Source organism: Stenotrophomonas sp. 364 (assembly GCF_009832905.1).
GTDB lineage: Bacteria > Pseudomonadota > Gammaproteobacteria > Xanthomonadales > Xanthomonadaceae > Stenotrophomonas > Stenotrophomonas maltophilia_AP.
Genome location: NZ_CP047135.1, coordinates 864,110 through 876,331 on the forward strand (window position 1 = coordinate 864,110; position 12,222 = coordinate 876,331).

At 68.0% G+C, this 12,222-nt stretch carries 15 protein-coding genes; 6 read left to right on the forward strand and 9 right to left on the reverse strand.

Annotated elements, in window-relative coordinates; all coding sequences use genetic code 11:
* Nucleotides 1-6 precede the first annotated feature (6 nt).
* The 4 genes from GQ674_RS04115 (at nt 7) to GQ674_RS04130 (ending at nt 3,192) form a co-directional block, all read left to right on the forward strand.
* Nucleotides 7-648 carry a response regulator transcription factor gene (locus GQ674_RS04115; RefSeq protein WP_038689731.1) on the forward strand — a complete coding sequence of 214 codons (642 nt, stop codon included), beginning with the start codon at nt 7-9 and terminating at the stop codon, nt 646-648.
* A 315-nt stretch (nt 649-963) separates the two neighbouring features.
* Nucleotides 964-2,043: an SRPBCC family protein gene (locus tag GQ674_RS04120; protein ID WP_128097211.1), complete on the forward strand. Its 1,080-nt coding sequence runs from the start codon at nt 964-966 to the stop codon at nt 2,041-2,043.
* A gap of 101 nt (nt 2,044-2,144) precedes the next feature.
* The gene (locus GQ674_RS04125) at nt 2,145-2,516 is read left to right on the forward strand and encodes a DUF423 domain-containing protein (RefSeq protein WP_159496064.1); all 372 of its coding nucleotides are present in this window, start codon (nt 2,145-2,147) and stop codon (nt 2,514-2,516) included.
* Nucleotide 2,517: 1 nt separating this feature from the next.
* Nucleotides 2,518-3,192 (forward strand): DNA-3-methyladenine glycosylase, encoded by a 675-nt coding sequence (locus GQ674_RS04130; RefSeq protein ID WP_159496065.1) that lies wholly within the window; start codon nt 2,518-2,520, stop codon nt 3,190-3,192.
* 274 nt (nt 3,193-3,466) lie between these two features.
* On the opposite strand, the gene GQ674_RS04135 is transcribed toward GQ674_RS04130, so the two are convergent.
* From GQ674_RS04135 to GQ674_RS04155, 5 genes are read right to left on the reverse strand one after another with little or no spacing between them, the layout of a single operon-like run.
* Nucleotides 3,467-4,285, reverse strand: coding sequence for a M15 family metallopeptidase (locus GQ674_RS04135; RefSeq protein WP_159496066.1), 819 nt, complete (start codon nt 4,283-4,285; stop codon nt 3,467-3,469).
* Nucleotides 4,286-4,294: 9 nt separating this feature from the next.
* Nucleotides 4,295-4,849, reverse strand: a complete 555-nt coding sequence (locus GQ674_RS04140; protein ID WP_236546182.1) for a PH domain-containing protein — start codon at nt 4,847-4,849, stop codon at nt 4,295-4,297.
* A 1-nt stretch (nt 4,850) separates the two neighbouring features.
* Nucleotides 4,851-5,027 (reverse strand): DUF4177 domain-containing protein, encoded by a 177-nt coding sequence (locus GQ674_RS04145; protein WP_159496068.1) that lies wholly within the window; start codon nt 5,025-5,027, stop codon nt 4,851-4,853.
* Nucleotides 5,024-5,203 (reverse strand): Arc family DNA binding domain-containing protein, encoded by a 180-nt coding sequence (locus tag GQ674_RS04150; RefSeq protein WP_159496069.1) that lies wholly within the window; start codon nt 5,201-5,203, stop codon nt 5,024-5,026. The genes GQ674_RS04145 and GQ674_RS04150 overlap by 4 nt, the downstream gene beginning before the upstream one ends.
* 7 nt (nt 5,204-5,210) lie before the next feature.
* Entirely contained in the window at nt 5,211-6,080 is an 870-nt protein-coding gene (locus tag GQ674_RS04155) for an SPFH domain-containing protein (protein WP_141057245.1), read from the reverse strand.
* 123 nt (nt 6,081-6,203) lie between these two features.
* Between GQ674_RS04155 and purT the strand changes: the two genes are divergently transcribed.
* Nucleotides 6,204-7,388, forward strand: a complete 1,185-nt coding sequence (purT, locus tag GQ674_RS04160; RefSeq protein WP_038689714.1) for a formate-dependent phosphoribosylglycinamide formyltransferase — start codon at nt 6,204-6,206, stop codon at nt 7,386-7,388.
* An 83-nt stretch (nt 7,389-7,471) separates the two neighbouring features.
* On the opposite strand, the gene GQ674_RS04165 is transcribed toward purT, so the two are convergent.
* Together GQ674_RS04165 and GQ674_RS04170 are read right to left on the reverse strand one after the other, a co-directional pair.
* Complete coding sequence (locus tag GQ674_RS04165; protein ID WP_159496070.1) at nt 7,472-8,674, reverse strand: endonuclease/exonuclease/phosphatase family protein; 1,203 nt, start codon at nt 8,672-8,674, stop codon at nt 7,472-7,474.
* Between the two features lie 41 nt (nt 8,675-8,715).
* Nucleotides 8,716-9,471: an arginyltransferase gene (locus GQ674_RS04170; protein ID WP_159496071.1), complete on the reverse strand. Its 756-nt coding sequence runs from the start codon at nt 9,469-9,471 to the stop codon at nt 8,716-8,718.
* A gap of 153 nt (nt 9,472-9,624) precedes the next feature.
* On the opposite strand from GQ674_RS04170, the gene GQ674_RS04175 reads away from it, so the two are divergent.
* Complete coding sequence (locus tag GQ674_RS04175) at nt 9,625-10,215, forward strand: EF-hand domain-containing protein (RefSeq protein WP_159496072.1); 591 nt, start codon at nt 9,625-9,627, stop codon at nt 10,213-10,215.
* 53 nt (nt 10,216-10,268) lie between these two features.
* Here the strand turns inward: GQ674_RS04175 and GQ674_RS04180 are convergent, their stop codons facing one another.
* Both GQ674_RS04180 and GQ674_RS04185 read right to left on the reverse strand, forming a co-directional pair.
* Nucleotides 10,269-11,474 (reverse strand): RNA polymerase sigma factor, encoded by a 1,206-nt coding sequence (locus GQ674_RS04180; RefSeq protein ID WP_159496073.1) that lies wholly within the window; start codon nt 11,472-11,474, stop codon nt 10,269-10,271.
* A gap of 244 nt (nt 11,475-11,718) precedes the next feature.
* Nucleotides 11,719-12,222 (reverse strand): DUF2007 domain-containing protein, encoded by a 504-nt coding sequence (locus GQ674_RS04185; protein WP_159496074.1) that lies wholly within the window; start codon nt 12,220-12,222, stop codon nt 11,719-11,721.

Here is a 12,222-nt window from a genome sequence, read left to right on the forward strand (position 1 = left end):
GCGTTGATGATTCGCGTCTGCCTGGTCGACGACCAAACCCTGGTGCGGCAGGGGATCCGCTCGCTGTTGGCGCTCGACGACGGGATCGAAGTGGTCGCCGAGGCCGCCGACGGCCGCCAGGCGGTCGAGGTGGTCCCGCAGATCCGTCCGGACGTGGTGCTGATGGACATGCGCATGCCGGTGATGTCCGGGCTGGAGGCGTTGCAGATGCTGTCCCGGCTGGGCCAGCTGCCGCCGACCATCATCCTGACCACCTTCGACGACGACCAGCTGGTGCTGGCCGGGCTCAAGGCCGGTGCCAAGGGCTACCTGCTCAAGGACGTCACCCTGGAACAGCTGGTGGGCGCGATCCGCACCGTGGCCGATGGCGGTTCGCTGGTGCAGCCGGCGGTGACCCAGCGGCTGCTGTCCGGGCTGGAGCACATGCGCAATGAATTCGTCAGCCTGGACCGGCCCGACCCGCTGACCGACCGCGAGACCGAGATCCTGCGGCTGATGGCCAGCGGCTTCTCCAACAAGGAGATCGCCAATTCCCTGGGCGTGGCCGAGGGCACGATCAAGAACCACGTGTCCAACATCCTGTCCAAGCTGGGCGTCCGTGACCGCACCCGCGCGGTATTGAAGGCCTTCGAGCTGCAGCTGGTCTGAGACCGCGCCAGGGCCACCGGCGCGCCATGGCCGGTGGTCTTTGTGCAATATCCTGAATATGCGCCGGATCCCTTGTGCCACAAGGGCTGTGCCCCGGAAAACGACCCGTCCGGCCGAATCCGGCAAAGAAATATTCCCGAACCGCTACGTGCTGACACGCGCGATACGTTATCGTTCCGCTCCTTGTCTATGCAAAACCGCTGCCGGCATGGAAACCGGTGCGCCAATCCTGATCTACAACACCCGCGAAGCCTGCTAGGATTGGCGCTTCGCTTCAATCAACCCGGCCGTGGGATCGGCCCCGGAGACTTCTGAATGACCCGTATTATCGAGTTCCTGATCGCCTTGGGGATCGTGGCTGGCCTGTTCGTCATCATTGGCGTATGTCTGCCGGGCGAGCGCCATATTTCCGAAAGCATCGAGACCAACCGCAAGATGACGATCGTGTTCGACACGGTCAACAGCCTGCGCCGCTTCAAGGACTGGAACCCGCTCTTGCTGCGCGATCCCGCCGTTGAACTGAAGCTCTCCGGCCCCGCTGCCGGCGTTGGCGCACGTCTGGATTATTCTTCCAAGGAAAGCTCGTTGGGCCAGGGCAGCTGGGAGATCACCGAGTCGGAGAAGAACAAGCTGGTGTCCATCGCCATCGAGGACCCGACCAAGGGCCACGACAAGAAGACCAGCTTCACCCTGGAGCCGACCGGCAAGGGCGGCCGCAACGTCAAGATCACCCAGGACTACAGCATCAAGTACGGCTTCAACCTGTTTGGTCGTTACGCGGGTCTGTATGTCAGCCGTCACGTTGGTGACGACCTGAAGCTGGGTCTGTCGCGCATGGCCAACATGCTGGCCACCGTGCCCAACATCGACTACCGCACCGCCGAAGCCCCGCTGACCGATCTGGCCATCGTGGACGTCCCGGTTGAAGACCTGCTGGTGGTCACTGCCGGCAACGTGGACCGCGGCCAGGAAACCATCACCAAGTCCATCAAGGACAACCAGGAGTGGATCAAGCGCGTGATGGAGGCCAATGACCTCGAAGCCGCCGGTCCGTTCCGCATCATCACCACCGATTTCGGCGCCGAGAAGTACGCCTTCGACGTGGCCCAGCCGGTCAAGAAGAAGGGCACCCAGGGTGCTGCTGCCGATGCCCTGACCGTCAAGATCGACGCCGGTGCCCCGGTGAAGTACGTGCACGTGGCCCCGCACCGTTCGGCCCACGCGGCCTACACCGGCCACATGGCTGGCCTGGACATCGCCCGCAACGCCCTGCGCGCGTGGTCGGTGACCAACGGCAACGAAGTGATCGACCGTCCGTACGAGTCCTGGAAGGACGGCGTGGACAAGTCGTTCACGCCGGAAGGCACGTACGACATCTACTGGGCCGTCAAGTAAACCGACGGTCACCGGATGTAACGCACGACGAAAAACGCGCCGCTTCCTGCGGCGCGTTTTTTTTTGCTCCGCCCGCGGAGCATTCCTCGAAGGATGTCCGCATGCTCAACCTGGAACGACGCGCACGCAAACCCTCCCTGCTGGCCTGCTTCGGCGGCCTGCTGGCCGCCACGGCCGTGGGCCTGTCGGCCTACGCCTCGCATGGCATCGCCGATCCGCTGGCACAGTCGCACGTGACCACCGCCGCGCTCTACGCCTTCGGCCACGGCGTGGCCCTGGCGGTCCTCGGGCCCACCCAGCAGAACAGCGTGGGCAAGCTGGCGCTGTACGTGCTGCTGATCGGCACCCTGCTGTTCTCCGGCAGCCTGGTGGCCGGGGCGTTGTGGAAGCTCAGCACGCAGCTGGCTCCGGTGGGCGGCACCGCGCTGATGCTGGGCTGGCTCGCCTACGGCCTGAACGCGCTGCGCCGCTGACATGCCACGCTTCAGCCGCGGCTTCGACGTAAAGGAGGCGCACGCCTGGCTGAGCCGGCGGGATCGTCGCCTGGGCACGTGGATGAAACGGCTGGGGCCGATTGGTGCCCAGCCGGGCTGGGCCAAACGCTTCGACCCGGTCGATGCGCTGGCGCGCGCGATCCTGTTCCAGCAGCTTAGCGGCAAGGCGGCTTCGACCATCGTGGGGCGGGTGGAGGTGGCCATCGGCAGCCAGCGCCTGCATGCCGATACGCTCGGCCGGATCGACGATGCCGCACTGCGCGTCTGTGGGGTATCGGGCAACAAGGCGCTGGCGCTGCGCGATCTGGCCCGGCGCGAGGCCGACGGCCAGATTCCCGACCTGCGCCGGATGTCGGTGATGGGGCACGACGCGATCATCGACGCGCTGGTGCCGATCCGCGGCATCGGCCGGTGGACCGTGGAGATGATGCTGATGTTCCGCCTCGGCCGCCCGGACATCCTGCCCATCGACGACCTCGGCATCCGCAAGGGCGCCCAGCGCGTGGACAAGGCCGAGGCCATGCCCACCCCGAAGGAACTACAGGCGCGCGGCGAAAAATGGGGCCCGTACCGCACCTACGCCAGCCTGTACCTGTGGCGCATCGCCGATTTCAGCGCCGACGCCAAAGAAACAACCAACCGCTCGCAGGATTGATCAGCGCGTGGTGCCGGGTGCCCCGTAGTGCCGGGCTCTGCCCGGCAACGCAAGATCCGTAGCGCCGGGCTCTGCCCGGCAACGCAAGATCCGTAGTGCCGGGCTCTGCCCGGCAACGCACCCTCGTAGTGCCGGGCTCTGCCCGGCAACGCAAGATCCGTAGTGCCGGGCTCTGCCCGGCAATGCCCGGCAACGCCACGCCAGCCAAAAGCAGCCGGGCAGAGCCCGGCGCTACGCGGCAACGCCAGCCCAGCGCAACCGGGCGCACGAGGTTTCAGTCCACCGGGCTTCCAGCACGCCAGCGCCAATGCCAGGGCTCGTACACGATGCCGTGCGGGTTATCCCGCGGATAGCTCAGCTGGAAGCCGAACCGCCCGGCATTGCCCTGCAGCCACGCAAACGCGGCGGTGTGTTCGAAACTCTCTTCGGCCGGCGGTTCGCCGGGCGTGCCGATATCCAGCGCGAAACCGCTGTGGTGTTCGCTGTAGCCGGGGGCGGCATTGACCTGCAGGATGTCGGCCACGGCCAGTCCACGCGCGCGCTTGCGCTCGAAAATACCCAGCTGGTAGGCATGGCTGCGGTAACCGGAGATCGCATCCAGCGCCACGCCCTCGGTGGCGGCCGCCAACTGCAGGCGCTGCCAGCCGCGTGCGGCAGATCGGCGTAGCCACAGCGGCCGCCGGTAGCGATCGAACCCGGCCAGGTGCAGTTGCGCCGGTTCGGCCTCCAGCACGAGCCCGGTGGCGGCTTCGTAGCCGTCTGCATCGATGTCCAGTTGCGCCAGCCGTTGCTGCAGGCCGCTCAATGCCAGCAGTGTGCTGTCGGCCACCGCGCTGCGGCGGTGGGCCAGCGCCTGCTGGTCGAGCGCGTCGAGCGCGGCCTCCATGCCGTCTTCGCGCATCAGGCGTGGTACCAGGGGCAGCACGCCGTGCGCGGTGGCAACGGCCAGGTAGCGGCCATCGCGCTTGCGCCGTAGTACCCAGCGCGCCTGGGCCAGCGCACGCGCGTCGGCGTTGCTGCGTGCGCGCAGCAGGCCGCCGGGCCACAGTTCGATGTCGGCGGTGTTGATCAACAGGGCAGGGGGGCGGCGCATGCGACCAGCTTAGTGCGTGCGCCCGGGCGCGGCCAGCGCCTGCAGGGCAGCCAGCAGCTCGCGGGGTTTTTCCGGGCTGAGCACCAGCACGCTGCCATCGCGCAGCGGCAGATACAGCACGCGGCTGGCATCGGTGAGCAGGCAGAACGCCTTGCGCCGGTCACGCATGCGGTAGTGCCCGGACAGGAAGCCGGGCATGCCGTAGCCGTTGGTCTTGATCACCGGCTTGAGGCTGCCATGCTCGGCCAGGTCCACCACCCGTGCCTGGTCCAGCTGCAGGGCGTCCACCGCCACCCGCTTGCGATAGAACGTGGACACCACCTCAAGGTCGCGACCCTGCAGCTGGATGCGGCGGCGGAAGAACGCCGCGCTGAGCACCGCGGTGAGCACCGCCAGGAACGGCAGCGTCAGCCCCAGTTCGTGCGGGGTGCGCTGGGCCGACTGCAACGTGGTGGCCACGATCAGCGCCGCCACGGCCAGCATCGGTACCCACAGCCAAAGCAGGCGCCAGACCGGGGCCGGGGCGACAGCGACGTCCTTTGCGGAAAGCGCGGGTGCGGTCACCTCACACCTCCTTCTTGAACAGCAGCACCGCCACGCCCATCGGCTGGGTCTGCAGCACATTCACCAGTTCCCAGCCGAGCTGCCCATGACGGTTGAGTTCGGTCTGCAGGTCATCGGACTTCAGCCCGGTCCACGACGGCTTTACTTCGACAGTCAGGTAGCTCCAACGCTTACTCATGGTTTGCTCTCCTTGCTTGCATCCGGTTTGGGAAGGCGCCCGGCCTTGCGCAGTGCATCGCGCAGCACGTACTCGATCTGCGCGTTGGCGCTACGCAGTTCGTCATCGGCCCAGCGCTGCAGGGCCGCGAGAATGTCGGCGTTGATGCGCAGCGGATAGGCCTTTTTCTCCGACATCGGCGGCTCAGTACAACGACCCGGCGTTCACCACCGGCTGGGTGCCACGGTCCGAACACAGCACGGTGAGCAGGTTGCTGACCATGTGCGCCTTGCGCTCTTCATCCAGCTGCACCACGCCGTTCTTCTGCAACTCGGCCAGCGCCATTTCCACCATGCCCACCGCGCCGGCGACGATCCGCGTGCGCGCGGCGATCACCGCATTTGCCTGCTGGCGCTGCAACATCGCCTGCGCGATTTCCGGTGCGTAGGCCAGGTGGCTGATGCGCGCATCGATCACCTGCACACCGGCATCGGCCAGGCGCTCGGCCAGTTCGTCCTTGAGGTGCTGGGAGATCTCGGCGGCGTGGCTGCGCAGCGACAGCTGGCCTTCCTCGTGCTGGTCATAGGGATAGCTGGTGGCCATCGCCCGCAGCGCCGATTCGGACTGGATGTGCACGAAGCTTTCGTAGTCATCCACGTTGTAGACCGCCTCGGAGGCGTCCACCACCTGCCAGACGATCACCGCGGCGATCTCGATCGGGCTGCCGTCCAGCTCGTTGACCTTGAGCTTGCCGCTTTCGAAGTTGCGCACGCGCTGGCTGACCTTCTTCTTGCTGAAGAACGGGTTGTTCCAGCGCAGGCCGTTGTCCTTGACCGTGCCCACGTACTTGCCGAACAGGCTCAGCACCACCGCCTGGTTGGGCTGCACCGTGTACAGGCCGGTCAGGCTGAGCATGGCCACGATCGACAGCGCGACGCCGCTGAACATCAGGCCGGGCGACACCGGAACGGTGCGCGCGCCTGCGATGAACAACCACAGGGACAGCCCCAGCAGGACCAGCACCCCGAGCAGGAACGGCAGGCCGGACAGGGAACGGGTGGGCATCTCTTTCATGGCAGGGCGTCCTTGGTGGTTGGTTTTAACGATATCAAATTGATATCAGGTTGCAAGTGCCCCGGTTTCGCCCGCGCGGAAGCTTTAAAATGCGCTCCCACCCCTGTTGCCCGGAATACCGCCATGTCCACGCTCGGCACGCCGTTGTCTCCCTCCGCCACCCGCGTCCTGCTGCTGGGCTCCGGTGAACTGGGCAAGGAGGTCGCCATCGAGCTGCAGCGCCTGGGCGTGGAGGTGATTGCCGCCGACCGCTATGCCGATGCGCCGGCCATGCAGGTGGCGCACCGCTCGCACGTGATCGACATGCTGGATGCGATGGCACTGCGCGCCCTGATCGCCCTGGAGCAGCCGCACCTGGTGGTGCCGGAAATCGAAGCGATCCACACCGAAACCCTGGTCCAGCTGGAGCAGGAAAGCGGCCTGCGGGTCATCCCCACCGCGCGCGCCGCCCGCCTCACGATGGACCGCGAGGGCATCCGCCGGCTGGCCGCTGAAACCCTGGGCCTGCCCACCTCGCCGTACCGGTTCGTGGATACCGAAGCGGAGTACCGCGCGGCGGTGGCGGCGATCGGCCTGCCGTGCGTGGTCAAACCGGTGATGTCGTCCTCGGGCAAGGGCCAGAGCACGCTGCGCAGCGAGGCCGACATCGCCCCGGCCTGGGAATACGCGCAGACCGGCGGCCGTGCCGGTGCCGGGCGCTGCATCGTGGAAGGCTTCATCGACTTCGAGTACGAAATCACCCTGCTGACCGTGCGGCATGCGGGCGGCACGTCGTTCTGCGCACCGATCGGGCACTGGCAGAAGGACGGCGACTACCGCGAAAGCTGGCAGCCGCAACCGATGTCGCCGCGCGCGCTGGCCCGTGCCGAAGAGATCTCGCAGGCGATCACCGATGACCTCGGCGGTTGGGGCTTGTTCGGGGTGGAACTGTTCGTGAAGGGTGACGAGGTGTGGTTCAGCGAAGTGTCGCCGCGCCCGCACGACACCGGGCTGGTGACGCTGGCATCGCAGGAACTGAGCGAATTTGCCCTGCATGCACGCGCGATCCTGGGCCTGCCGATTCCGCTGATCCGGCAGAACGGTCCGTCGGCCTCGTGCGCGATGCTGGCCCATGGCGAAGGCGTGCCATTCTTCAGCAACGTGGCCGAAGCGCTGGTGCAGCCGGATTCGGCGCTGCGCCTGTTCGGCAAGCCGAGCGTGCATGGGCACCGCCGGGTGGGCGTGACCCTGGCGCGTGGCGAAGACATCGACACCGCGCGGAAGATCGCGCGTGAGGCGGCCGAAGCGATCGGGATCGAATTGCGGTGATGGACCGGGGGCGACGATCAACCGTCGTCGCCCACCAACCCCGACGCGACGACCAACGGTCGTCGCCTACCGCGGGGGAACGATCAACGCACGTCCACCCACACCAGGTGGTGGTCGCTGCCATCGGCGATCTTCGCGTCCGGGCTTTCGTTGGCCGGCCAGAAAACGCCACTGCCGATGTAGTTGAAGCCGACCGAGGGCAGGACGTAGTCCAGCCGCATCGTGCCCGACTTCGGGCCGAAATCGCCGGTCGCATGGAACGGCGCGCCCTTGCGGACGATGCCCTTCTCCGCATACGCCAGGCTGGTCTGCTCGGCGCCGACGCTGCGCGGGGTGGGGTAGCGCAGCACGCGGGGGTTTTCGATCAGTTCGACGATCGCGTCGTGGCGGCCATCGCCATCGACCGGGTCGTTGTTGAGGTCGCCCAGGATGACAAAGCGCGCGTCCTGCGCGAGGCCGCCACACTGGCCACGGTCATCGCACAGCCACGAGGTGTCGCGGTCCTTGAGGTAGTCCTGCCACAACCGCAGCTCGTCGTGGTTGCGCGCGGCGTTGCGCTTTTCCGGACCGTCGAACACCGGCGGGGTGGGGTGGGACACCAGCGCATGCACCACGCCGTTGGGCGTGGTCACCGGGACGTCCCAATGCGACTTGGACGACAGCCGCAGCTGTGACCAGACGTGGTCGTTGTAGAAGGACTTCCCCGTGCGCGGGTCGATCGGGCGCAGCGCGCCGGGCATCGTGCTCCACTTCAGCAGCTGGAAGCTGCGCACCTTGGCCTCGTCGATCGGGTAGCGCGACAGCACCAGCATGCCGTACTGGCCCGGGTGCAGTCCGTAGCCCCAGGCGTCGTTGCCACGGGCGCGGCCATCGCCGCCGATCTGGCCGTTGTTGTCCAGGTCCAGCCCGCTCTGCACGCCGGTGTTGACCGGGGCCAGGTAGCGGTAGGCGTAGTGCAGTGGCTTGCCGCCGCCGGGCTGGGCGGTTTCCAGGTAGCGCTGCTGGAACAGGTCGGCGGCGCGGTGCGCGTCGTCGTAGTCGAACTCGTTGAGCAGCACCAGGTCCGGGCGGACCTGCTGCAGCACGGCGGCGATCTTGCGGGCGTGTTCGCTGTCGCCTTCCAGCTCGGCGATGAGCCCGCCGGTCTCGTCGCTGTAGAGCGAGGTGTTGTAGGTGGCAATCCGCAGTGGCGCGGTGGCGTCTTCCTGCATGGCGGTCTTGGCGGGGGTCTGGGCACAGGCGCTGCACAGCAGGGCCAGGGCAAGGATCAGGGGATAGGCTTTCATGCGCCTATTCTGCACCGGCGCGCATTGCATTGCTGGGTCAGTCAGTACCCTTCCCGCGCGTCGTCGAATTCGTGCCAGCGGCGCCCGTCGTAGGCCTCCAGCGGACGGAAGCGGCGCTTGTAATCCATCTTGCGGTGGTCGCGGATCCAGTAGCCCAGGTACAGGTGCGGCAGCTGCTCGCGCCGGGCCCAGGCAATCTGTTGCAGGATGGCGAACGTACCCAGGCTGCGGTGCGCATGCTCGGGGTCGAAGAAGGTGTACACCGCCGACAGCCCCTGCGGGGTGACATCGGTGACCGCCACGCCCAGCAGATCGCCGCGCTTGCCGGGCTGGCCGGTCGCGCGCAGTTCCATGAAGCGGCCCTGTGCCCATTGCCCGATCAGGAACTGGTCGAACTCGTGCGGGCCGTGCCCGTCCATGCCGCCCTGCGCGTGGCGGTGGGTGAGGTAACGGTGGTACAGCGCGAACTGTTCTTCGGTCTGCTCGGCCGCCACGATCCGCACCTCCAGGTCCGCGTTGCGGGCCAGGCAGCGGCGCTGGCTGCGGTCCGGCGCGAAGCGGGCCACCGGAATGCGCACCGACACGCAGGCGTGGCAGTTGGCGCAGTGCGGCCGGTACACCAGGTCGCCGGAGCGCCTGAAACCCCAGCTCAGCGCCATGGGGTACAGCGTGCCCAGCCGCGCATCATGCGGGTCCAGCACCAGGTCGCGCGCGGCCCGGTCCGGCCAGTAACCACAGGGGTGGTCACCGGTCTGGAACAGTCGCAGCTCGTCGTCGCGGTCGCCATGCATTGCCATGCCCACAGCATAGCGCCGGGGCGTCGCAGGCGGCGCGACTGTCCGCCAGATGAACATGACCGGCACGGCTGTCAACGCCGCCGGCGGCCACGCGTTGTTGTAGGCGTGGGTGCTGATGCACCGCACGCCGATTTCCCCTTACCGGAGTGACCCATGCGCAATCGCAAACCCCTTCTGCTGCTGGCCCTGCTGCTGTCCACCGGCGCCGCCGGCCTGGCCATGGCCGCCGACGTTCCGGCGCCGGCCGGCGCACCGCCCCGCGCCAAGCTGGACACCAATGGCGATGGCGTCATCGACCGTGCCGAAGCCGCCAAGGCGCCGCGCCTGGCCGCGCAGTTCGACACGCTGGACAAGAACAAGGACGGCAAGCTCTCGCGCGACGAACTGCCGCGTTGGCACGGCGCACGCCATGGTCGCGGCCCGGGTGGCCGTGGCGAGATGATGGCCAAGCTGGATACCAACAAGGACGGCCGCATCAGCCGCGAGGAAGCCAAGGCCGACCCGCGCCTGGCCGCGCGCTTCGACCAGATGGACGTCAACAAGGACGGCTACCTGGACAAGGCCGACCGCGAGCTGGGTCGCAAGCAGCATCGCGATGCGTGGTTCGCTGCCGCTGACACCAACAAGGACGGGCAGCTCAGCAAGGCCGAGTTCGACGCGGCCAAGGGCCCGATGGGGGGGCCGCGTGGCGGCCACCGCGATGGCAAGCCGCCGATGCCGCCGAAGGCGCCGGCGGCCAAGTAAGCCTCTAACGTACTACGCACGGGCGCCGGTCATCGACCGGCGCCCGTTTTTGTTCAGAGCCGTCCGGTGCGCACCAGGCTGTACAGCACCAGTGCGGCCACGCCCAGGGTGACCAGCACGATCGCCCAACGGCCATACATCAGCTGGAAGGTCCAGCTTGGCCCGCTGCGGCCATGGCGCGCCGCATCGCGTGCCAGCATCGGCGCCATCACCTTCTGCAGCGGGAACAGGCACTGGTAGTTGACCGCGGCCATGCCAAGCGCCATCGCCGACAACAGGATCCAGACCGGCGCTTCCAGCACGCTCAGCATCAACACCGACAGGCACATCACCATCGCGGTGACGCTGCTGAGCACCACGAACCGGCGGATCTGTTCGCGTTCGCCGGACGATTCGGCATACGACAGCAGGTAGCGCCCGCCGAGATAGCTGCCCAGCATGCCGCCGACCAGGCCGCCGATGGCCGCCCCCAGGCTCAGCATCTCGCCCGGTGCCGCAGTCTGGCTGAACGCCGCGCTGAGCGAGCCCAGGGCCGTGCCGCCGGAAACCGTGGCCCCGCCCAGGCCGAGCTTGCCGGTGCCCAGCCCGGTGCCGAGCAGGATCGCGGCACTGGCGGTGCCGGGCGCGGCGATCATCAGCGCCGAGGCCAGGGTGGTGGCGAACGCGGCGCTGGGGGCGCTGCTGCGCGCAAAATCGCCGAAACGGCGCAGCATCTCTTCGCGCACGCTGGCACGGGCGCGCGACAGGCGCTTGCGCACGGCGGCATCGCTGAGCCCCAGCAGGTCGGCCACCTGCTGCGAACGCTGGCCCTCGCGGTAGTACAGCAGCAGGGTTTCGCGGGCGTCTTCGGGCAGGGCCGAAATGATCTCTTCGGCCGCCAGTTCCTCTTCCACCCGCTGCAGGCGCTCGGGTGCGGTTGGGCCGGGGTCGGCGGCCATGCTGATCGCGATCTCGGCCGCTTCGCCGGACAGCGGGCGGCCGCGGTTGGCGCGCAGCCAGTCGCGGGCCAGGTTGCGGGTGATCTGGCGCAGCCACGGCAGGAAGCTGGACGGATTGCTCAGCTGGTTGAGCTGCTGCCAGGCCTTGATGAAGGCCTCCTGCGCGATGTCCTCGCTGGCCTGCACGTCGCGGGTGATCGCCAGGGCGATCGCGGTAACGGTGTTCTGGCAGGCCAGTACGATGCGCCCGTACGACTGGGTGCAACCGGAGGCGGCCGCAGGCAGTTCGCGTTCCAGGGTGGCGGTCAGCAGGGGCGTCATGGCGTCGTTTCCGGAGGTGATCCGAGTATGACGAGGGCCGCGAAAGAATGTGACCGGGTGGGGCCGGTCGGTTGCCTGTGACCCGGTAGGGCCGGCCGCTGGCCGGTGCTGCCGGGAGCCGGCCCTACGGGCAGCCGGGCAGAGCCCGGCTCTACGTGGGGCGGGCTGTGCGGTAAGCCGGGCAGAGCCCGGCTCTACGGGGATCGGGCCGTGCGGGGAGCCGGGCAGCGCCCGGCATCGCCGGTTACTTCGCCGGTTGGATCCGGACCCGCACTTCTTCGTCTTCCGGGGACGCGGGATGGGCCGGGGCAGTAGTGGGGGCCTGCTGTACGGCGGGAGCCGGGGCCACGGGCGGGGCGCTGCGGTGGCGCATCACCACCACCATCGCCACGGCGGCGATCACCAGCAGCAGGCCGATACGGATGCGCCAGGCCCAGTTGCGGCGCGGGGCCACTTCGCCCGCCTGGTCGCGGAAGGCGAACTCGGCGGTGGGGTGGTCGCGCCGGGTGGTTTCCAGCAGACGCGCGTCGCGCAGGATCTCGCGCGCACGCGGCTGGTCATTGGCGTGCACGACCCACAGCGTGGGATGGGTGGTGGCCTTGCTGGTATCCAGGTAGCTGAACTGGCTGCCGCGCTTGCTGTGGTACGAGCGGCCGTTGGTGATGCGCACCTCGATGCCGGCATCGCGCAGCAGCTGGGCCACGCCTTCCACGGTTTCCACGCGCTGGCTGTTGAAAATCTGTCTCAT